General features: G+C 37.0%; 24 protein-coding genes. 12 read left to right on the top strand and 12 right to left on the bottom strand.

Annotated elements, in window-relative coordinates:
- A complete protein-coding gene (locus C3K47_RS11395; RefSeq protein ID WP_133159371.1) occupies positions 1-795 on the top strand; it encodes a hypothetical protein in 795 nt (264 codons plus the stop codon).
- Positions 796-935: 140 nt separating this feature from the next.
- Here C3K47_RS11395 and C3K47_RS11390 read toward each other — a convergent pair whose 3' ends face one another.
- The 4 genes from C3K47_RS11390 to ribD all read right to left on the bottom strand — a co-directional run bounded on the left by C3K47_RS11390 (position 936) and on the right by ribD (position 4,687).
- The gene (locus C3K47_RS11390) at positions 936-1,937 is read right to left on the bottom strand and encodes a zinc-binding dehydrogenase (RefSeq protein WP_103789262.1); all 1,002 of its coding nucleotides are present in this window, start codon (positions 1,935-1,937) and stop codon (positions 936-938) included.
- Positions 1,938-1,975: 38 nt separating this feature from the next.
- A complete protein-coding gene (locus C3K47_RS11385; RefSeq protein WP_103789261.1) occupies positions 1,976-2,839 on the bottom strand; it encodes a nucleoside phosphorylase in 864 nt (287 codons plus the stop codon).
- Between the two features lie 45 nt (positions 2,840-2,884).
- Positions 2,885-3,499 (bottom strand): YigZ family protein, encoded by a 615-nt coding sequence (locus tag C3K47_RS11380; protein WP_103789260.1) that lies wholly within the window; start codon positions 3,497-3,499, stop codon positions 2,885-2,887.
- Between the two features lie 129 nt (positions 3,500-3,628).
- Entirely contained in the window at positions 3,629-4,687 is a 1,059-nt protein-coding gene (ribD, locus tag C3K47_RS11375) for a bifunctional diaminohydroxyphosphoribosylaminopyrimidine deaminase/5-amino-6-(5-phosphoribosylamino)uracil reductase RibD (protein WP_103789259.1), read from the bottom strand.
- Between the two features lie 74 nt (positions 4,688-4,761).
- On the opposite strand from ribD, the gene prmC reads away from it, so the two are divergent.
- The 3 genes from prmC (at position 4,762) to C3K47_RS11360 (ending at position 7,009) form a co-directional block, all read left to right on the top strand.
- Positions 4,762-5,625, top strand: coding sequence for a peptide chain release factor N(5)-glutamine methyltransferase (gene prmC / locus C3K47_RS11370; RefSeq protein ID WP_103789258.1), 864 nt, complete (start codon positions 4,762-4,764; stop codon positions 5,623-5,625).
- An 85-nt stretch (positions 5,626-5,710) separates the two neighbouring features.
- Complete coding sequence (locus C3K47_RS11365) at positions 5,711-6,301, top strand: acyl-CoA thioesterase (RefSeq protein ID WP_103789257.1); 591 nt, start codon at positions 5,711-5,713, stop codon at positions 6,299-6,301.
- Positions 6,302-6,313: 12 nt separating this feature from the next.
- On the top strand, positions 6,314-7,009 hold the full coding sequence (locus C3K47_RS11360) for a TlpA family protein disulfide reductase (protein WP_103789256.1): 696 nt from the start codon (positions 6,314-6,316) through the stop codon (positions 7,007-7,009).
- A 65-nt stretch (positions 7,010-7,074) separates the two neighbouring features.
- Here the strand turns inward: C3K47_RS11360 and xerD are convergent, their stop codons facing one another.
- Positions 7,075-7,974 carry a site-specific tyrosine recombinase XerD gene (gene xerD, locus C3K47_RS11355; protein ID WP_103789255.1) on the bottom strand — a complete coding sequence of 300 codons (900 nt, stop codon included), beginning with the start codon at positions 7,972-7,974 and terminating at the stop codon, positions 7,075-7,077.
- 110 nt (positions 7,975-8,084) lie between these two features.
- Between xerD and aroQ the strand changes: the two genes are divergently transcribed.
- The 3 genes from aroQ to C3K47_RS11340 all read left to right on the top strand — a co-directional run bounded on the left by aroQ (position 8,085) and on the right by C3K47_RS11340 (position 11,112).
- Entirely contained in the window at positions 8,085-8,501 is a 417-nt protein-coding gene (gene aroQ / locus C3K47_RS11350; RefSeq protein WP_103789254.1) for a type II 3-dehydroquinate dehydratase, read from the top strand.
- Between the two features lie 104 nt (positions 8,502-8,605).
- Positions 8,606-9,808, top strand: a complete 1,203-nt coding sequence (locus C3K47_RS11345; RefSeq protein ID WP_103789253.1) for a DUF2235 domain-containing protein — start codon at positions 8,606-8,608, stop codon at positions 9,806-9,808.
- Positions 9,809-9,909: 101 nt separating this feature from the next.
- Positions 9,910-11,112 (top strand): DUF2235 domain-containing protein, encoded by a 1,203-nt coding sequence (locus C3K47_RS11340; RefSeq protein ID WP_103789252.1) that lies wholly within the window; start codon positions 9,910-9,912, stop codon positions 11,110-11,112.
- Positions 11,113-11,176: 64 nt separating this feature from the next.
- Here C3K47_RS11340 and C3K47_RS11335 read toward each other — a convergent pair whose 3' ends face one another.
- Together C3K47_RS11335 and C3K47_RS11330 are read right to left on the bottom strand one after the other, a co-directional pair.
- Positions 11,177-11,761: a carboxymuconolactone decarboxylase family protein gene (locus C3K47_RS11335; RefSeq protein ID WP_103789251.1), complete on the bottom strand. Its 585-nt coding sequence runs from the start codon at positions 11,759-11,761 to the stop codon at positions 11,177-11,179.
- 105 nt (positions 11,762-11,866) lie between these two features.
- Entirely contained in the window at positions 11,867-12,421 is a 555-nt protein-coding gene (locus C3K47_RS11330) for a peroxiredoxin (RefSeq protein WP_103789250.1), read from the bottom strand.
- A gap of 259 nt (positions 12,422-12,680) precedes the next feature.
- Here C3K47_RS11330 and C3K47_RS11325 point away from each other — a divergent pair, with 259 nt between their 5' ends.
- Positions 12,681-13,076 (top strand): CBS domain-containing protein, encoded by a 396-nt coding sequence (locus C3K47_RS11325; RefSeq protein WP_243392539.1) that lies wholly within the window; start codon positions 12,681-12,683, stop codon positions 13,074-13,076.
- On the opposite strand, the gene C3K47_RS11320 is transcribed toward C3K47_RS11325, so the two are convergent.
- The 3 genes from C3K47_RS11320 to C3K47_RS11310 all read right to left on the bottom strand — a co-directional run bounded on the left by C3K47_RS11320 (position 13,077) and on the right by C3K47_RS11310 (position 16,071).
- Positions 13,077-14,087, bottom strand: a complete 1,011-nt coding sequence (locus tag C3K47_RS11320) for a glycosyltransferase family 2 protein (RefSeq protein WP_103789249.1) — start codon at positions 14,085-14,087, stop codon at positions 13,077-13,079.
- A 92-nt stretch (positions 14,088-14,179) separates the two neighbouring features.
- Positions 14,180-15,037: a lysophospholipid acyltransferase family protein gene (locus C3K47_RS11315; RefSeq protein ID WP_165784683.1), complete on the bottom strand. Its 858-nt coding sequence runs from the start codon at positions 15,035-15,037 to the stop codon at positions 14,180-14,182.
- A 119-nt stretch (positions 15,038-15,156) separates the two neighbouring features.
- Positions 15,157-16,071, bottom strand: a complete 915-nt coding sequence (locus C3K47_RS11310) for a lysophospholipid acyltransferase family protein (protein ID WP_165784682.1) — start codon at positions 16,069-16,071, stop codon at positions 15,157-15,159.
- A 117-nt stretch (positions 16,072-16,188) separates the two neighbouring features.
- Here C3K47_RS11310 and C3K47_RS11305 point away from each other — a divergent pair, with 117 nt between their 5' ends.
- Together C3K47_RS11305 and bioB are read left to right on the top strand one after the other, a co-directional pair.
- Positions 16,189-16,827 carry a WbqC family protein gene (locus tag C3K47_RS11305; RefSeq protein WP_103789384.1) on the top strand — a complete coding sequence of 213 codons (639 nt, stop codon included), beginning with the start codon at positions 16,189-16,191 and terminating at the stop codon, positions 16,825-16,827.
- A gap of 102 nt (positions 16,828-16,929) precedes the next feature.
- On the top strand, positions 16,930-17,919 hold the full coding sequence (gene bioB, locus C3K47_RS11300; RefSeq protein ID WP_103789246.1) for a biotin synthase BioB: 990 nt from the start codon (positions 16,930-16,932) through the stop codon (positions 17,917-17,919).
- Between the two features lie 204 nt (positions 17,920-18,123).
- Here bioB and C3K47_RS11295 read toward each other — a convergent pair whose 3' ends face one another.
- Positions 18,124-18,414, bottom strand: coding sequence for a helix-hairpin-helix domain-containing protein (locus C3K47_RS11295; RefSeq protein WP_103789245.1), 291 nt, complete (start codon positions 18,412-18,414; stop codon positions 18,124-18,126).
- A 244-nt stretch (positions 18,415-18,658) separates the two neighbouring features.
- Here C3K47_RS11295 and C3K47_RS11290 point away from each other — a divergent pair, with 244 nt between their 5' ends.
- Both C3K47_RS11290 and C3K47_RS11285 read left to right on the top strand, forming a co-directional pair.
- Positions 18,659-20,587, top strand: a complete 1,929-nt coding sequence (locus C3K47_RS11290; RefSeq protein WP_103789244.1) for an AAA domain-containing protein — start codon at positions 18,659-18,661, stop codon at positions 20,585-20,587.
- A gap of 16 nt (positions 20,588-20,603) precedes the next feature.
- Positions 20,604-20,978, top strand: a complete 375-nt coding sequence (locus C3K47_RS11285; RefSeq protein WP_103789243.1) for a hypothetical protein — start codon at positions 20,604-20,606, stop codon at positions 20,976-20,978.
- A gap of 41 nt (positions 20,979-21,019) precedes the next feature.
- Here C3K47_RS11285 and C3K47_RS11280 read toward each other — a convergent pair whose 3' ends face one another.
- Positions 21,020-21,316, bottom strand: coding sequence for a Dabb family protein (locus C3K47_RS11280; RefSeq protein WP_103789242.1), 297 nt, complete (start codon positions 21,314-21,316; stop codon positions 21,020-21,022).
- Positions 21,317-21,594 lie beyond the last annotated feature (278 nt).

The raw sequence follows: 21,594 nt of genomic DNA, 5'->3' as shown, positions 1-21,594 counted from the left end.
ATGGAAGCTACTTTTAAAAAATGCATACCTATCAGGCTGTTAATGCTGATAGCATGCTGCTCAGTTTTATTTACTGCAAATAAAGGGTGGGCACAAGACTCTACTGTTTCATCAAAAAAATGGAGCTTTTTAATCGAGCCTTTTCTTCTTTTTCCCAACATGCAGGGCTCAGCCGCAATTGGCACATTTCCCGATATTACTGTTGATGAAAACCCCGGTGATATTTTCAGCCATTTACGGTGGGGAGCTATGCTGTATCTCGAGGCAACAAATAACAAGTGGACCATAAGTTCGGACGTATTGTTCATGAAACTCGGCAAACATCTTACTGCAACTGATCGGATTAATTCGGGAGAAGTGATCTTTAAACAGCTGGGTGGGGAGGTGGCTGTTTTAAGGAAGTTTGCACCATGGTTTGATGCCGGTGTTGGGATTCAATACAACAGCATTAATGCCGAAATTACACTCAATTTAAATCCGCCCCTAAATAATCAATCGGGTACGAAAGAACATACTGAAACCTGGGTCGATCCTCTGCTTATCGCGAGGGCTACATTTCCACTTTCATCAAAATGGTTTACACAGTTTCGTGCTAGTATTGGAGGGTCAGGTGAAGGCTCGAATTTAGTTTGGCAATTACAAGGCTACGCAACCTACCTAATGGGTAAGCACACCAGTACCACTTTTGGTTACAGGTTCATCAGTATCGATTATGATAAGGGTAGTGGCGCTGATCGGTTTATGTATGATGTAAATACATTTGGTCCGGTGCTGAAATTTGGTTACAGATTCTAAAATACAGCAGCCAAATAAAATATTGTTTTTATCGTAAATTATTTAAAATTAGATATTTATGAGTATTATATAAACTTATTATTTAAATTTATTTAATAGTCCACAGTCTATAGACCATGGACTATAAACCACGGTCTATTTTACAAATCCACCTTAATAACAATTTTTCCAAACTGTTCTGATTTACGCATTCGGTCCAATGCTTCATTAGCTTCGTTAAACGCAAAGACTTTATCTATTACAGGAAGTAGTTTATGCTGGTCGATAAAACTTAGCATTTGCTCAAAATCTTTTTGGGTACCCATTGTCGAACCCAAAATGTTCAATTGTTTCCAAAAGATACGGCGTGGATCCAGTTCCTTTATTGTTCCGGTTGTGGCTCCATAAAATACAATTCGGCCTCCCGGATTGGCTAATTCTACGAGGTTTTTAAACCCTTCACCGGCGGCGCTATCAACTATAACATCAAATCCTCCGGCCATGGCTTTTAGGTCATCAACCCAACTGGTGGTTTTATAATTCACACCGCCATAGGCGCCCAGAAACTTAGCTTTTTCAATCTTTTCATCAGAGCTCGAGGTTACATATACCTCACAACCTTCGGCAACCGCATACTGAAGGGCAAATAAAGCCACTCCACCGCCAATTCCATTAATAAGTACTTTCTCCCTTGGTTGAGTTGCCGCGCGCGTAAATAAGGCCCTATAAGCCGTTAATCCGGCTAATGGAATAGCTGCCGATTCTTCGAAGCTTAGATGCTCAGGTTTTTTATATAAATATTCGGCTTTGCATAATGCATATTCACCCAGTGTGCCATTGTCGGGAAGTCCCAGGATCCTAAAATCTTTTGATTGAGCCTTATCATTATTTCCCCAGTTGAACGATGGATTGATAATAACCTCCTGATTCAACCATTTTTTGTCAACGCTGGAGCCTGTTTCGGCCACAATACCAGCACCATCAGACCCTAAAATGATAGGGTATTTAATTCCGGCATATAAACCTTCCTGTATCCATTTATCACGATGGTTAAAGGCAGCGGCTTTAATTTTTACTAAAACTTCGTCTTCCTTTAAAACAGGCTTATCAACTTCGCTGATTGTTAGGGGTTCTTTTAATCCGTTTAATACTAATGCTTTCATGTTAAATAGATTCAATTTTTTTCTTCTGTATTCAATCTTTAGTTTGAAGTTTGCAGGCGTTCAAGTACCAGTTTAATCGCTTTTTCAATAATAGCATTGGGGTTGGTGCTAAACTTTTGCTCTAAACGACTCGCTAGTATTGCATTTATAGAGCATGCTTTATGACCCAAAACATGTGCCATGCCCAAAATTCCTGCCGTTTCCATTTCAAGGTTGGTAATAAGAAAACCATTATAATTAAAATTTTTAAGCTGATGAATAAAGTTGGGATGCTGATTTTTTACGCGAACACTTCGACCCTGTGGTCCGTAAAAACCACTGCAGGTTACAGTCATTCCTTCAAGCATGTCAAAGGCGAGCTTCTTTTTTAATGAGCTGTCTGCAGCAAATACATAAGGATTGAATGCTGGTAATTGCTCTTTTAGTGCATCCAAAATCATCAGTTCATTGTTCGAATTCTCGAACTCATAAAAGTTCATCAACGTGTCAAATCCAATTCCGAAAGAGCTGAACAATAGACTGTCTATTGCAATGTGGCTTTGTAAACTACCGGAGGTGCCGATACGAATGATCTCCAATGAAGTTTTATGATCTTTTTCGGTTCTGGTTTCAATGTTTACATTAACTAATGCATCTAACTCATTGAAAACAATATCGATATTATCAGTACCGATGCCTGTTGAAATTACCGAAATACGTTTACTTCCAACATAACCGGTATGTGTTATGAACTCTCTTTTTTGCTTTTTAACTTCAATCCGGTCGAAATGTTTTGATACTTCAGCCACCCGATCCGGATCACCCACGGTAATAATAGTTTCGGCAATTTCAGCGGGTAAAAGATTTAAATGGTATACCGAACCGTCGGGGTTTAAAATTAAATCGGTTTCTGAAATGATCATTTAAAAATTGATTGGAAAGTAAATTTACAATTAAGCCTTCGTTTATCAGACAGTTCTTAAGTATTGAATTTTAACACTGTCGATGTCTTCCAGTTTTCCGATGATCCTGTTTATTTCTGATTTTTTCAGTTCAAATTCAATCGAACATGCATTATCAAACTGTTGGTTTAACATTGCTACGGCATCGTCCTTTAATGCTTTCATCACATCATTCATTTGAAGATATTCAAAATCAATCCGATAAATATCGTTGATAGTTTTCTGGATGATTTGAGCGTTTTCAAGCGCATCGAGAGTGGCTGATTTATAGGCATTGATCAAACCCGGAACTCCTAACAACGTGCCACCAAAATAACGTACTACAAATACCACAATATTGGTAACATCTTTAGAAAGCAAAACATTTAAAATAGGTCTTCCGGCAGTTCCTGAAGGTTCCCCATCGTCGTTTACCCTGAAAACATTCCTGTCCATTCCAAAACGCCATGCATAACAATGATGACGGGCGGTAGGATGCTCTTTTTTGAGTTTCAATAAATGTTCCTTGACCTCGTCTTCAGTTTTTACAGGAAAAGCATAAGCAATGAATTTGCTTCCCTTGTCCCTGAATATTCCTTCGGCTGGGTGGTTTATAGTTTGATATGTATCTTCAAATAGCATGAAAGCGATTGATTGGTATAATGGTAAATTGTTGTGTTGTTAAATTGTAACCGTTTTAACCACAGATTGGCACCGAGTTACACAATAAAAATTAGCTCAATGATTACGATCAGAAAACTTGTTTCGGACTTATGACTTTTGATTCTCAATAATTGTTAATTCATCATTATCAAGCTTCTCCATCGAAATAATTTTACCATTTATAACAGGAGCTTTGATCCAGTCAGTTTCGTTGGAAGCTGAGTTTTTTGAAGTGAAGATTCGGGCTTCGTCCCATAAGCCAAAACTGATGAATTGATTAAGCAAGTTGGCACCACCTTCAATTATAACTGATTGAATGTCTTGTAAGTACAACTGGTACATCATGAATTGGGGTAGATACCCGTTGAATTCCAACGAGTTGTAGTAAATATTGTCATTAACATCCGTTTTCAACTCATTATACACAATGGTTTTAGCCGATTGGTCAAAAATGTTTAAAGTGCTTGGTAGTTTAAGTTTTTGGTCAACTACAACCCGTACCGGGTTTTTACCATCCCATTCTCTTGCAGTTAATTGAGGGTTATCAATTAAAGCTGTTCTTGAACCAATTAAAATTGCATCTTCTTCTGTTCGCCACTTGTGCACCAATTGTTTTGCCCTTGGTCCAGTTATCCAATGCTGAGAACCGTTTGCCGGAGCAAAGTTGCCATCGGCTGTTTGTGCCCACTTTAAAATGATGTAGGGTCTTTTTTGGGTATGTTGGGTAATGAAGCGTTTGTTGAGATCAAGACATTCCTTTTCCAAAACGCCACTTATAACTTCAATTCCGGCAGCCTTTAAACGTTCAATACCTTTACCACTCACGCGTTCAAAAGGATCAACACAGCCAACGACCACCTTAGGGATTTTATGTTTTATTATCAGATCGGCGCAAGGGGGAGTTTTGCCATGATGCGAACAGGGCTCAAGGCTTACATAAATGGTCGATTGCTTTAACAGTTCTTCGGCATTGGAATAGTTGTTTAAAACCGAATTAACAGCATTAACTTCGGCATGTGCTTCTCCATATTTTTTATGATATCCTTCACCAATAATTTTTCCGTCGAAAACTATTACGGCTCCCACCATCGGGTTGGGGCTTACATTGCCTAAGCCATTTAAAGCCAGCTCAATACAGCGCTTTATATAAAGTTGATGTTCATTCATGCGGATTACAAAAATAGGAACACGAGTAGGTTTTACAACTTAAATATCATTTATGGAATGTTAACTTTGTGTTTATGCCACATGTAAAAGAGCTGGAAAATCATCTTACTAGCAAGCTTTCAATTCTTTATGACCCTTTAGAAGCTCGTAGTATTGCGCAACTAGTGTTAATGCACATCCTTAATTTTAGTAAAACCCAGCTTTCAATGAATGGTTTGCGGGAATTATCCATTAAGCAAATTACTTCTATAGAAATGGTGCAGGAGGAGCTGTTAACAGGTCGTCCGATTCAGTATGTTTTGGGTGAAACAGAATTTTATAGCTGTACCATTAAGGTAAATGAGCATGTGTTAATTCCTCGCCCTGAAACAGAAGAATTGGTGCATTGGATATTGGCCGATCAGAAAAGAAATCCCAAACATGACATACAGATTCTTGATATCTGCACAGGCAGCGGTTGTATTCCTATAGCTTTAAAAAAGAATTTGCCTAATGCACATGTATCAGGTTTAGACATTTCGCATCATGCACTCGAAACTGCCGCTCAAAATGCGGTTCTGAATAAAACAGAGATCCACTTCTATCATCAGGATATTTTGAAGGCTGCGAATGACCCTGATCCGAAGTATGATATCATTGTAAGTAATCCGCCATATGTTCGTCATCTTGAAAAGGAAAAAATGCATAAGAATGTGCTGGATTATGAGCCTCACTTAGCGCTATTTGTAGATGATGATAACCCTTTAGTATTTTACCGGGCAATTGCCGAATTTGCTTCCAAAACATTAAAAAACGACGGGATCTTGTATTTCGAAATTAATGAAGCTTATGGTGATGAAACACGCAAGGCTATGGAGGAGGCTGGATTTACTCATGTTGAGGTTAAGAAAGATCTGTACGATAAAGATCGGATGGCAAAAGGCGTTTTAAAAAGATAGCAGTTGGCTATTAGTCATTAGCTCTTGGTGTTTAGTGAAGAAGGAGATTATAATACTTAACAAACAAAACACATAACTATAAATAATGAGCACAACCACTGAAAACCATGAGACCTATTTTCCGGTAAAGTATTCGCAAACTACCATTACCGAATTGATGATACCTTCATATGCCAATTTTGGAGGTAAGATACATGGAGGCATTTTACTTTCATTAATGGACAAGGTGGCCTATGCATGCGCTTCCCGCCATGCCGGTACTTATTGTGTTACGGTATCGGTTGATGAGGTTAATTTTTTGGCGCCAGTAGAAGTGGGCGATTTGGTTTCAATGCATGCTTCAGTAAACCATGTTGGTAATACTTCTTTGGTAGTGGGGATTCGGGTGGAAAGTGAGAATGTCAAAACCCGTCAAATTAGACATACCAATACCTCGTATTTTACCATGGTGGCTAAAGATGAGCAAACGGCAAAACCTAAACAGGTGCCAGGATTGATTTTAGAAGATCGTAACCAGCTGCGCAGGTTTATTGAGGCTATCAAGCGTAAAGAGATCAAAAAGCGTTATGCTGATGAATTTGATAACGTAAAAGGTTCGGAAAACCTGGATGAACAAATAGGATTGTTGGATAACGAACGTTGCAGGTTAAGCATAATAACCAGCAAAAACGTTTAACTGTTTTGAGTGATGAAAAAGCTATTGGTGTTTCTTTGGTTACTTCCCTTATTAAGTTGTGGTCAACAGCCTAAAAAAGCTGGGATTATGATTTTAAGTGAAGATAACAAAGCTATTTCGTATGAAGAGATGAGCTATTTGTTGTTAACCGGTGATTATAAAATGGTGAATGTGAAAAACGATAGTGGAGAGTTTTCGGAAATACGCCTGTTAAAAACGACATCTGCTGAGAAAGAAGCCTCTTTGAACTCGCTTATATCACCAAATCGCTTTTTTAAAAAAGGGGAGCCCGTTCCTAACATAAAATTCACCACAATTGAGGGTAAATCGTTGAGTTTTGAACAGTTGAAAGGTAAGGTGGTGGTTGTTAATTTCTGGTTTACAACCTGCGCTCCGTGCTTAAAAGAAATGCCTGATTTAAACGAACTGTTTGAAAAGTATAGATCGAATGAAAATGTGGTTTTTCTGGCTTTTTCAACAGATAAAAAAGAAACGGTTCAACAGTTTTTAACCAAGAAAACATTCAACTATCAACAGGTTGCCGGTATGGAACAGCAATTGGAAGATCTGGAAATCGGTACTTTTCCTACCAATTTAATTATTACTCCTGAAGGGAAAACAGAGTTTATTGTCGGTGGTTATTTTCCGCCCATTAAATCAATTTTGGAGTATTGGATAGAGAGGGAACTAATGGGAGTTAAGAAGTAAGATTTTAGATTTTGGAAGTAGGATTTAAGAGGTAAGAAGTATGAAAAGGAATTTTGAGTACTGAACTACGCTCTGGGATGAAAGTCAATGATCGTTTGTCGCAGAAACTCCCTGTCTAAATGAGTGTAAATCTCGGTGGTGGTTATCGATTCATGGCCTAGCATTTCTTGTACGGCTCTAAGATCGGCACCGCCTTCAACCAAATGGGTTGCAAATGAATGGCGCAAGGTGTGTGGACTAATTGATTTATGAATTCCGGCTTTTTCAGCCAGTTCTTTTATAATTATAAAAACCATAACACGGCTCAGTTTACTTCCCCTTCGGTTTAAAAAGATGATATCTTCATTACCTGGTTTTATCGTTTGTTGAATTCTAATGGTTTCCCGATAAATGGTTAAATGTTTAATTGAAGAAGAGCTCATGGGTACCAACCGTTCCTTATTGCCTTTCCCTATCACCTTTAAAAATTCGGTATTAAGGTATAAGGATGATAACTGCAGATTGATCAATTCAGAAACACGAAGTCCGCTGCCATACATCATTTCGAGCATTGCTTTATTTCTTACACCTTCAGAAGTAGAAAGATCAATGGCGCCGATAAGTTTATTGATCTCGTGAACACTTAAGGTATCCGGTAATTTTCTGGCAATTTTTGGGTTTTCGATTAGGGAAGTAGGATCATCTTTGATAACATCCTCTAAGATCAGAAACTGGAAAAACGATCGCAAACCCGATAAAACCCTTGCCTGTGTGGAAGCTTCCATACCCAATTCGTTTATCCAGGCAATAAAATCTTTCAGGTGCTGTATTTTTATATCGGCAGCGCCAAGCGACAAATTCTTAAACACAATAAACTGCACCAGTTTACTTACATCATTCACATATGCTTCAACTGAATTAGGAGAAAGCGATTTTTCCAGCATCAGGTACGATCTATATGATTTTATGTGCGAATTCCAGAGCATTTAACAGGTTTCAGAAACTATCCTGAGCAAATATATAATTGTAGTTTTGTAATATTGAACGTCAAAAACTATTATTGCCCTTAATTCAACAATCATTCTTAACACTATTCATGAAAATTCTCATTATCAACGGCCCAAACTTAAACTTGCTCGGAAAAAGGGAACCCGAAATTTATGGTAGCCAAACCTTTGAACAGTATTTTGAAGAATTGAAATCAAAATACTCAATCATCGATTTAGAATACTATCAGAGTAATATTGAAGGAGAATTGATCAATAAGCTTCATGAGATCGGTTTTTATTATGATGGGGTCATCTTAAATGCGGGTGCTTATACACATACTTCTATTGCTATTGCCGATGCAATTGCAGGGATTAAAACTCCTGTAATTGAAGTGCATATTTCAAATGTACATGCCCGCGAAAGCTTCCGTCATCATTCTTACCTGTCGAAAAACTGCAAAGGCATTATTGTTGGTTTGGGCATGGACGGGTATCGCTTAGCGCTCGAAAGCTTTCTAAAATAGAAATAAACAACCTTTTGTTTGCTTAATTCGTGATTTTACGTATTCATACGTTGTTTTTTATTATTTAAAATATTGATATTTAAGTAGTTAAAACACAATTCGCTATGAAACGCATTATCATTTGCTGTGATGGTACCTGGAATAAACCAGGCGATTACCCAACTAACGTTCAAAGAATATTTGAGGGTATCTTACCAGAGGCGACAATATGTGTCGATGGGAAAGAAACAAGAATTCCACAACTTGCCTATTATGTTAAAGGTGTAGGAACATCAGGATGGTTTGATCGTTGGATAGGCGGCATAACAGGTAAAGGAATTGATGAGAATATTATGGATGCCTATAAATTTTTGATTGGTAACTATTCTCCGGGTGATGAGCTTTATTTATTTGGTTTTAGTCGTGGGGCGTATACAGTTAGAAGTCTGGCAGGCATGGTAAGAAACTGTGGCATATTAAAACCACAAAAATTCAATCTTTTTTCAGATGCTTATTTGTTGTATCGGGCAAGGTCAAATAACCAATTTAATATCAATAAAATTAAGAGCGAGGAACTGAAAGCCTTAATTCTAAAGTATTCTCAAAAACTTAAAGCCGAAAATAAAAAGGAAATTCTTTTTCATCCAGATTCTGGATTTATGGCTCTTTTTAAGAGAAGGAATAGCATTTGTTTTGATAAACTTACTAAGGAGTTTAATATTCCCATAAAGTTTATTGGGGTTTGGGATACAGTAGGCGCTTTAGGAATTCCCACTCAATTCGCATTATTTTCAAAAAATAAAAAATATAGATTTCACGATGTACAATTAAGCAGTTACATTGAAAATGCTTATCACGCTTTAGCTGTTGATGAGCGACGTACGAACTTCAAACCAACCCTTTGGGAAACAAGCAAAAAAAATATAAAAAATGGAGAGAAGAAACAAACTCTTGAGCAGGTTTGGTTTCCAGGGGTTCATAGCGATATCGGAGGAGGATATAAAACCAAAGGTCTAAGTTTTATTGCATTATTGTGGATGATTGATAAAGCTAAGAAAACGGGATTAGAGTTTAGTCCGGTATATTTACGTTGGATAAATAAAGTTGCCAATTGTGCAGATCATTTCGAATTACATAATGAAGAAAAAGCTTATTTAAAGCTGTTGAATTCAATAAAAAGTAGAAGAATAGATGATCTAGCTTGGAGAAAGACATCGAAGAATGAAATTATTCATTCATTTATTTTTCATTATCCACGTTTAAATCTCAAATATAAGCCAAGGAACATAAATAACTCTATTTTAAATAAATTGCCTCATACACCGTAATACATAGTCAATTTTTGCTAAAAACATGACTTTACGTATTCATACCTTGTTTTTTATTATTTAAAATACTGATATTTAAGTAGTTGAAATAATAGTTTACTATGAAACGGATTATTATTTGCTGTGATGGGACCTGGAATGAACCCGGAACAGTAGACAAAGGGGAGGCGGTACGAACCAATGTTCAAAAGATCTACGAGTCAGTTGCCCAACATGATGACAGTGGTATCGCCCAATTAAAGTATTATATCTCAGGTGTGGGTACCTCCGGTTGGCTTGTTAACAAGATAATGGGAGGGGCCACGGGAGAAGGCATCGACAACAATATTAAAGAAGCTTATAAATTTCTGATAGGCAATTATGAAAAAGGCGATGAGATCTACCTTTTCGGCTTTAGCAGGGGAGCCTATACGGCTCGGAGTCTTGCCGGTTTAGTAAGAAATAGTGGTGTACTAAAGCCCGAATACTTTAATAAAGTGGATGAGGCATATAAGCTTTATCGGTCAAAGAGTAAAAAGAAAGACCCTGACAGCGAGGATGCTGTTTTCTTTAAGAATAATTTCTGCATAGAAGAGCCTTTCATCAAATTTATCGGTATTTGGGATACAGTAGGGGCCTTAGGTGTTCCACTCTATCTATTCAAATGGTTTAACAGAAAACTCGAGTTTCATGACGTTACATTAAGTAGTAAAGTGCTATTTGCCTATCATGCGCTGGCTATCGACGAAAGGCGTAAGGCCTTTGCTCCAACTTTATGGGAACAAAGTAAAACCGTGGCAAACGACCCAAGTCATCCCCAAAAATTGGAGCAAGTGTGGTTTCCGGGGGTGCATAGCAATGTGGGGGGAGGCTATAAAGAATCGGGTTTAAGCGATATAACCTTGAAATGGATGATCGAAAAAGCCAAAGGAGCCACACTCTCCTTTAATGAACAATACATAGAGAACCAGTTATTCAAAGGCGATTATAAAGTCAGGAATTCCATAACCGGGATTTATCATATGATGCGTAAAAAAATTAGGGATATTAATAGAAACAGGGCACGAGGAGCGGTAACCAATGAATATATCCATTATTCGTGCTTTGAATATGCGCACAAATATGATTATACCTATAAGCCCAAAAATGTAACTACTAATGTTATCCGTAAAACATTATTCTGCCCGCTTTTAACTGAATGGAATTCTGAATGGATGGCTTATTTAAAACCCGAAGACCTTGCTCATTTCACCAAACAAAGCGACCAAAAGATCACAAACATCGAAGAATTGGATACCGGGTTAATGCAAACAAGAATGGCTTAAAATAAAACAAGCGCATTGGTTCAAATCAATGCGCTTTACTTTTGTATAATTGTCAATTAAAATGCTAAATAATAGCTGCAAATCCTTTAATAACAGCCGTTAAGCGGATGGCATCATAAACACGGGCTTGGGTGCTGCCATGTTTAAGAACTGAATCTTCGTGAGCATTAACACACATTTCGCAACCATTAACCGCAGATACTGCCAGGCTCATCAATTCAAAAAACTCTTTACCTAAAACCGGGTTCATCATCACACTCATTTTAATACCGGCTGGGGTTTGATTGTAATAATCTTTGTTAGTATAATGACGGAAACGATAAAATACATTGTTAACATTCATCATTGAAACTACCGCTACTGTTTCGCCAATTTCTTCGGCAGTTGCTCCGTTTTCAGTGGCCATTTGTTCAAATACCGGAATTAATACGGTGTTTTTTTCATTGTAGGCAACTGAAAGAGCAATTAATGCACTTTCTTTCTTATTTAAATTAGCGTAATTAAGTGCATTCTGAACATTGATCTTAAGATCTTTAAGATAACGGCTGTCAGTATCAGCAAGTTTCAATAACTCAACAGATACATTATCCTGATCAATGTTAAATTGCTCAAATAATGAAGCAAGTGTTTCGTTTTGTATAGCGATCATATAAAATGAGGAAAATTAATAATGAGTGGTAATTGGTTGGAAATAAGCACGTTGATATAAATCAACGTGCTATGTGCAACAAAATATAATTATCTAACTAACTAACTATGCTTTAATGGTTTCTTCGCCTTTAGTCCAGTTACAAGGGCAAAGTTCATCGGTTTGTAAAGCGTCTAACACACGAAGAACTTCTGAAACATTACGACCAACACTTAAATCGTTTAAGCTAACCCAACGAATAGTTCCATGTGGATCAACGATGTAGGTAACACGGTAGGCCACTTTTTCTTCAGCCTCTAAAATTCCTAATTCTTCAGCCAATGATTTTGAAGTATCAGCGAGCATTGGGAACTTCAAATTGCGTAAATCATCATGGTTTTTTCTCCAGGCAAGATGAACAAACTCACTATCGGTAGAAGCACCGATCAATTGTGCATCACGATCTTTAAAATCCTGGTACTTATTGTTGAATTCAGCAATTTCAGTAGGACATACGAACGTAAAATCTTTTGGCCACCAAAACATTACCATCCATTGATTGGCATTGATATGATCTTGTGAAGTGATGTCATAAAATTCGCTGCCTTTTTCAATTGATACTACTGCTTGTTTTTTAAACTCTGGGAATTGTGAACCTACTGATAAAATTCTGTTTTGCATTTTTTCTTAATTTTTTAAAATGTTTTCCTTTTTGATGGCACAAAGGTGTGGTTTGTTCAAATATCAATCAAATCAATAGTTTTTATAATAAAATAGATTTTTTCTATATTCTATTGCAATTAATTTATTATCAATAGATAATGAAAAATATTGAAGAATTAAAATGATTAAAATCATTTATCAGCTTAGCAATTTGCTTCAATTTTGCAGTATCAAAAAGGAGGCCTTTATGAATCAAAGTGAATCAATCAGTCATATTATGACGAAAACCGTTATAACTGTAGATGAAAGAGATGGATTAAGCCGGGTAATTGAACTCCTCCGTAAACATAATATCAGGCATATACCTGTTAAAAATGGAAAAGAGATAAGTGGGATCATTAGTAGAACAGATATCAACCGTTTAACGTTTGGTACCTTGTTCGATAACCAGGAGGATTCGGATCAGGCAGTTTTGGATATGCTCAGCATTCCGCAGGTAATGACTTCCAAACCTCGTACAGTATTATCAACAGCATCAATTAAAGAAATAGCAGAAATTTTTATTCACGAAGAATTTCACGCACTTCCCGTAGTGGATGAAAATGGATTAAGTGGAATAGTAACCACTACTGATGTGATTAAGTATTTATACAAGCAATTCGGTAAACACTGATTAAAGCTCAGTAAATATTTTTTTCTTTCGTGCAAAATAAGCCCAAACAATGCTGCCTTCCCATAAGCCATTTGTATTGGGCTTTTGCGATTTAACAGAGTTGCGTTTCTTTGTCCAGGTTGACAAATGCAATAAAAATTGTGTATGAGCTTTATTGATTGAAAAGGCACTTTTAAACTTTCCACCGGCAATAAATTTTAACAAGGCCAAAAAGTCGAGCCAGAATCGAATAAACAGGATCCAAAAAACCTTATCCGAAGGCAGGTTTTTGCAAAGAATGGCCAGATTGTTTCTGAAATTTAGGTAGGTTTTAAACGGACTTTCACTTTGCAGGGTTCCTCCGCCAACATGGTAAACCACACTTTGAGGGCAATAAACTACCTTGTAACCCAGGTTCTTCAAGCGCCAACAGAGGTCAATTTCTTCCATGTGCGCAAACAGATCAGCATCTAAACCTCCAACTAAATCAAAACAGTTTCTTTTGATAAATAAAGCCGCTCCGGAAGCCCAGAAGATCTCATCAGCGGTTTCGTATTGGCCATTATCTTTTTCCAGGGAATCAAAAATACGTCCTTTACAAAAAGGATATCCGTATTTATCAAGGTATCCACCGGCAGCACCTGCATACTCAAAATGATCTTTGCGTTTAAAATCCTTTAATTTTGGCTGTGCTGCGGCAATCAAATTATCACCTTCCATTAAGCTGATCACTGGCTCAATCCACGAAGGAACAACTTCTACATCAGAATTTAGTAATACGAAATAATCAGCTTCAACCCTTGACAGTATTTTATTATAGCCACCGGCATAACCGTAATTCTTATCGTTTTCAATAATGGTAACCTGCGAGTAATATGCTTTAACGAACTCAACTGAATCATCTGAAGAGGCGTTATCGCCTACAACAATTTCCAAATTTTGATAAGTAGATTGAATTACCGAAGGAAGAAATTGCTCGAGAAAACGCTGACCGTTCCAGTTTAAAATGACTACCGCTACTTTAGGTTGCATTAAGATAATCTATGTGTTATTACGATTGATGAAGGATTATTTAATCAGCAATTTGATTTATTTTCAAATCAACTAATTTTCATATTAAAAGCTTATTTCCATCTTCGGTGTGACCAAAGCCAGATCTCAGGCTGTTCACCGATCACCTTTTCAAGGTATTTAATATGCATTTCCGAAATTTCATTTTCGGCAGTTTCTTTAGGATTTTCGGTCAAGGGAATAAAGGTAACCTCGTAACGGCCACGAGCTACTTTTCTGATATCACAAAAAATTACCACACTATTGGTCATTTGAGCAATGCGTTCTGTGCCTAAAAAAACATAGGTCGGTTGATTAAGAAAGGTGGTTTTATATTTAGTATCACCCTTTCCAGGGTACTGATCTCCCGCCAAAACCAATATGTAGGGTTTATTCTTGTATTCCGTTAGTTTTCTGAAAGTAGATTTCATGGCTACCAGAACGGCGCCGAAACGCGCACGCATTTTATAGACCAATTGATCAAAATGATCGTTTTGCAATGGTTTATAAACGATTATGGTAGGAAAAGGAGAGGAGCTGCTTTGTATAAAACCGGCCCATTCCCAGTTTATCATATGGCCAACAACGCCAATTACGCTTCTGCCCTGATTCTGGTAGTTTAAAAGTAATTCGGGGTTTGTTATAACGAAACGTTCGTGTAATTGCTTTTTAGTAAGTGTGAGCATTTTCACACCTTCAAGCATCATATCGCTTAAGTTTTTTGCAAACTTCGTTGCGATTTGGTTGATCTCATCAACGCTTTTATGAGGAAAACTGTTTCTAAGGTTAGTTAAAATTACTTTTTTTCGATACCCAATTAAATCGAACAAAATAACTTTCAGGAAATCGGATAAAAGATATAATACCGGAAAGGGGAGAAGTGCGATTAAATATAAAACAGGAAGAGAAATGTAATAAGCGACTTTGTTCAATGCTGTTAACTTTTGTTGCAGCAAATATAAGGCAAAACGATTATTTCAAACTTAATATCAAATTATTTAAACCGTTTAAATTTAATTCAAACGGTAACAATATTAATATTGAAGCATTCTTAAGATGCAAATTCAGGTATCATCGTGTCTAAAGTTATATTTTGAGGTCGTTTTGATTTCCAGCGGCGGTGTGACCATAACCAATTTGATGGGTTTTTCTTTATAGCCTCTTCCAATGCCTTTAAATGCATTTTAGTTATAGCCAATTCTTCCATTTCTTTTGGTGAATCGGTAAGTAAAGAATATTCGGCTTCATAATAACCTCGATTTAACCGGCGGATATCACAATAAAAAACAACACTATTGGTAGACTTTGCAATTTTTTCAACCCCTAAAAATACATTCGTTTCCTGATTAAGAAAGTAAGTCCAAAAAGGTGAACTTTTACCTCCGGGTTTTTGATCACCTGCTAATACCAAAAGCCAAGGTTTCCCTTTTAACTCGGCAATTTTTCGTAAAGTATTTTCTTTAGGTACCAAAATGGACCCAAATCTTGAGCGAATGCCTTTTACAAATGCATCAACAGGTTGATTTTTAATTGTTTTATAAACAATCATTGAGGGTACTGATGAAACATGCCCTTGAATAAGCGGCCCGTACTCCCAATTTCCACAATGACTTACAGATATAATGCTACTGCGCCCTTGTTGATGAAATGCCTCTACTTTATCATATCCAATAATCTTGATACGCTTAACCAGTTCCTTTTCTGAAATCACACTTAGTTTGATGGCCTCTACCAATAAGTCGCAAAAATTTCTGTAAAACTGCTTAGCAATCAGTAAAATTTCATCTTCTGATTTGGTTGGAAAACTATTACGCAGGTTGGTAAAAATCACTTGTTTTCGATAACCTATAAGATCAAAAACAATAACTTTCAGAAAGTTAGAAAGTAAATACAATACTGGAAAGGGGAGGAAAGCAAACAAGTATATAACCGGCAACGCTAACGTAAACACAAATCTTTTCAACATATGCGATTTCATTTCGTCAAATATATACTAATCCAAATAGTATTCGCTATTTATTAATTAAAAGATCAAATCCATTATTAAATGCTTGCTAAATCTATTTTTTCTATTTTTGAGCCAATGGAAAAAGGATTAATTCTCCCTACATGTTATTTAGCGCCAATAAGCTGGTTTGCAGCATTTATACATCATCAGGGACAAGAAATTAAAGTTGAAAAGTTCGAACATTTCCCGAAGCAAACCTACAGAAACCGTACACACCTGTATTCGCCCAATGGATTATTATCCATGTCTATTCCTGTAGTTAAGGGTTCAAAAAATCACACGATCGTTAAAGATGTAAAGATTAGCTACGATGCCAATTGGCAAAAAATCCACTGGAAATCATTGGAAAGTGGTTATCGTAGTTCGGCTTATTTCGAATTTTATGAGGATGATCTGCGTCCGTTTTATGAAAAACGCTATGATTATCTGCTAGATTTTAACGAAGGGTTAAGCGAATTTTTGTTCAAAAGCTTAAAATTGGAGAAAAAACACAGTTTTACCACTGAGTTTATTAAAGACCCGCAAGGGGAGGTTACTGATTTGCGTTCATCCTTAGATCCTAAAGCCGAAGCCTTATATACTACGGAAGAATATTACCAGGTTTTTTCAACTCAACATGGATTTATAGAGGATCTGAGTATAGTGGATCTTTTGTTTAACCATGGCAACCGAGCCTTAGAGATTATCCGTAAATCGAAGTTTAACCAGCGGTAGATTTTTATTATACTTGAACCCTGAACTTTATAAACCAAAAACAGTTCTGATAAGCTTAAAAGGGCTGTTTCATAAACCAAATTTATCTAAAGAGTTTCAATTATGACAGAAGTTAGACACAACTGGACGAAAGAAGAAATTGCAGAAATATATAATGCTCCACTGATGGACCTGATCTATCGCGCGGCAACCATTCACCGTGAGAACGAAGATTACGCAGAAGTTCAGATCAGCAGTTTGCTTTCGATTAAAACAGGAGGTTGTCCCGAAGATTGTTCATACTGTCCGCAAGCGGCACGTTACCATACTGATGTTGAAGTACAAGCATTAATGCAGGTTGATCAGGTAGTAAACGCGGCTAAAAAGGCTAAGGAAGGCGGCGCATCACGTTTATGTATGGGTGCTGCATGGCGCGAAGTACGTGATAACCGTGATTTCGACCGTGTATTGGATATGGTGAAGGCTGTAAATGAGATGGATATGGAAGTTTGCTGTACCTTAGGTATGTTAAACGAACACCAGGCTCAGCGTTTGGCCGATGCAGGTTTATATGCGTACAATCACAATTTAGATACCTCAGAAGACGATTATAAACGTATTATTACCACCCGTAGCTTCGATGATCGTTTAAATACGATTGAAAACGTTCGTAAAGCTAAAATTTCTGTTTGTTCAGGTGGTATTGTTGGTTTAGGTGAAACTACTGATGACCGCATTTCAATGTTGCACACTTTGTCGACAATGAAAAAACATCCTGAATCAGTTCCAATCAATGCGTTGGTACCGGTAAAAGGAACGCCAATGGAAGATCGTCCACGAGTTCCAATTCAGGATATGGTTAGAATGATTGCAACCGCACGTATTATTATGCCTAAGTCTGTAGTTCGTTTATCCGCCGGTCGTACCGAAATGAGTTTATCTGATCAGGCTTTATGTTTTATGGCTGGAGCCAACTCAATTTTTGCCGGTGAAAAATTATTGACTACACCAAACCCAACATTTAATGAAGACATGCAAATGTTCGAAACGTTGGGATTAACACCACGAGAATCTTTTAAAGAACGCAAGAAAGCCCAAGTGGTTGAAAACTAGATAAAATCTTATAAAACAACAAAACCCCAAGAAATTGGGGTTTTGTTGTTTTATAAGATGTATATAATCCTCTAAAGCGAAAAAATTATATTTTTCCTATAATTAACATTATGTTAAATAGAATATAACAAAACCTGACAATTCGATTATTTACTCTATTATATGGTTGATTTTGTTTGAAGCCATTGATAGTTTTAGGTTCCCCTACTTATGTGTTCCGGTTTTCTTGTCTTTCCAATTCCACCATTTTAGTTTTTCTGTTTCGTGTTCATCCATCGGTGTGTTTGCAAAGTAAACTGCACATTTGAAAACATATAAAACACATCTGTCTTGAACCGTTCCTGCATAAGCGTTTGAAAGTTCGTACAGTTTATCAGGATTTTGTCCTTTCAAGTCGGCAATTGATTTAATACCAATATTCCAAAGGTCATTAGCCAATGACTTACCAACCCCTGAAATAATTGTTAGTTCTTTTATTGCTTGCTCTTTTGTCATTAAAACTCAATTAAATGGTTTTGGGTCACTATCTGTTTTAATATAGATGAACGGTTATTCATTAATTTTAGTTGATTATAGACTTCTGTTCCTCAAAAATAACTTTTCAACCTAAATATTCAATTGTTTCAAAATTCCTTAGAAACCATAATTCTAATAGTATTGATCTGAATTAACCGCACTAGCTCTACCCTTGGTTAACGAAAAATCATGATCTTTGCCTCCGTTAAATTAAAACCAGCTAATGACGGCCATTGAGGAGTTAAAGCATTTGCGTAAAGTGCTTAAAATTGAAAAAGAAGAAGATTTACAGCTATACCGGAAATTTGTGATTGAATCAGAAATTGGTGAGCGGGTAAAAAATGGCAATAGCTGGTATCCGGTAATTATTACGCAAACAGGTTATGGTCGTGGTGAGCAGGTTTTTGTGGAAATTGAACGAACCACAGCTAAAGGAACCGATCATCAACTGCAAACCGGTAAAAGAGCCTCTTTATTTTCAAATGTAAATAATCAGGCTTCAAAGCAACGTACTGAAGGCGTTATTGGAACTGCTGTTAAGGATAAATTACGCATTTATTTAAATGCAGACGAATTACCAGAATGGATCAACCAAGGTAAAATTGGTGTCGATTTATTGTTTGATGAAACATCCTATAAGGAAATGGATGAAACCTTACGCCTGGTAGCCGATGCTCAAAATAACCGCCTATCTGAATTAAGGGAGATTCTTCTGGGCCACTCTCCTGCCGGTTTTTCTACTATCAGCTCCTCTCCTCTTCAGAATGCGCTAAATGAATCACAGCAGCTGGCTATTCAGCAAATTTTAAGTGCTAACGATGTTGCCATTGTTCACGGTCCGCCGGGTACAGGTAAAACCACCACCTTTGTTGAAGCAATTAAGCAGGTAACATTACTGGAAAAACAGGTTTTGGTTACCGCTCCCAGCAATACAGCCGTGGATCTTTTATGTGAACGTTTAGATGCTGAAGGACTGAATGTGGTTCGTATTGGGCATCCGGCCCGTGTTGGTGATCACCTTGCCGATTTGGTTATCGACAATAAAATTACGCAACACGAGTATTTCAATGATATAAAGAACATCCGTAAAAAGGCTGAAGAATTCAGGAGCCTTGCCTTTAAATACAAGCGTAACTTTGGTAAAGAAGAAAGCCGCCAGCGCCAGCTATTATTTAATGAAGCCCGTTCGCTAAAGCAGGAAGCCATAAAACTGGAAGATTACATTATAAGTGATATACTTTCGGAAGCGCAGGTAATTGCCTGTACCTTGGTTGGTGCTAATAATCAAACGTTAAAAGATCGGACCTTTAAAACAGTTTTTATTGATGAAGCTGCACAAGCACTTGAACCTGCTTGTTGGATCCCGATCATGAAAGCCGGAAGGGTAATTATGGCCGGTGACCACTTTCAATTGCCTCCAACGGTAAAATCATTTGAAGCCGGTAAGCAGGGATTGAATACTACCCTATTTGAAAAGACAATTAAACGCCAACAGGTTGATTCTTTATTAAATGTTCAATACCGAATGCACAAAGCAATAATGGAGTTTTCGAACCAGCAATTTTATCATGGTAAACTAGTGGCTGCTGATTCGGTTGTCGATCACAGGTTATTTGCAAATGATGAAAACACCTTGTTGTTTATAGACACTGCCGGATGCGGGTTTGATGAGAAAATCGAGAATTCAAGAAGTGCTTTTAATCCTGAGGAAGGAATATTGCTGTTGAGCTATTTAAATGATTTTGTGCAGCAGTTTAGCTTGAATGATGCAGAAAAGTTTGAACGGATAAAGCGTATCGGTATTATTTCACCTTACAAAGCGCAGGTTGCTTACTTGTCAGAGCAGGTCGAGAATTTTGATCAGCTGTGTTCAATTAGAGAAAAAATTCGTTTCAATACGGTTGATGGTTTCCAGGGACAAGAGTGCGATCTGATTGCTATCAGTTTAGTAAGAAGTAATGATAAGAATGAGATCGGTTTTTTGGGTGATACACGCAGAATGAATGTGGCCATGACAAGAGCTAAAAAGAAATTACTGATCATTGGCGACAGCGCCACTCTTTCTTCTCATCCGTTTTATGCCGCATTTTTAGAGCATGTGCAAACAAATAATGCTTACCAAAGTGCATGGGAATTATCATATTTGCAATAACCCAAAAACGAATTTTATGAAAAAACACTTACTCCAAATCGTTTTCATCCTGTTGTTTATTTCCGGTTCGGCTTATGCTCAAAAGTATATGCCGCCTCCTAATAATGACACTTTTAAAGAAACTGTCAAGGGAGTTACTTACGTTTATGCAGAAGGATATGTAACCGTTACCAATAATTCGGGACATGATTTAGCTGTTTTAACTATCCAGTCTGAATATAACGGTGAGAAGAGTGTTAATGGAATTGTATTTTTTGAAGATATACCAGCTGGGGGTACACAAAAGCAAAAAGTGGAATTTACTTTAGATAGTGATGAGTCGAAAGTAGATTATAAAACGTTAAAGCCAGAACTTCTTGTCTTTTCTTATTTGAAAGCTGTTCGAGACTAAAAAAAGAGCTCCAATTCGGAGCTCTTTTTTTTATGAATCTTTTATTCTGCGTCGTAGATCACCACTCTCTCAAAAAACACTCTGAATTCTTCAAGGAATGCTTTGTGTATAGGGTGAACCTGGTAAACATCATGTCCGGCCAAATCTTCAAACACAATTACTAATGAAAAAGTATATGAAGTATCAACAACCGCACGCTCTATAGGAGCTGGTGTACCTATGTAAATCGATTTAATAGTTTCTACTTTTTCAAGTGATTCTAATCCTTTACGGAAAGCGGCTTTTTGCTCGTCAGTAGTATCAGCTTTAAGCCAAAAAAGTACGTGATGTGTTAACATGTAATCTTTAATTAATGATGCGCAAAGATAACCAGGCTAAACACAATATTGGTAGTAAAATAAAAAACAGTAACTATATCCAACCTAAAAAATAAGCCAGTCCAAAAATTACTATTAATGAAATAATAAAAATGGTGAAAAAGGATCCGCTGAATTCTTTACCTACCAAAAAATTACCACTGTTTTTCGGTTTATGATCATGAGATGAATGATGCATAACAGTTCTAATTATTAATTAATTAACGTATAAGAGCTTGTTCGGTTTTAATAAGTGAATA

The sequence above is a fragment of the Solitalea longa genome (genome assembly GCF_002920915.1).
In the GTDB taxonomy this organism is placed as follows: Bacteria; Bacteroidota; Bacteroidia; order Sphingobacteriales; family Sphingobacteriaceae; genus Solitalea; species Solitalea longa.
This window is presented reverse-complemented; position numbering and strand designations above follow the sequence as displayed.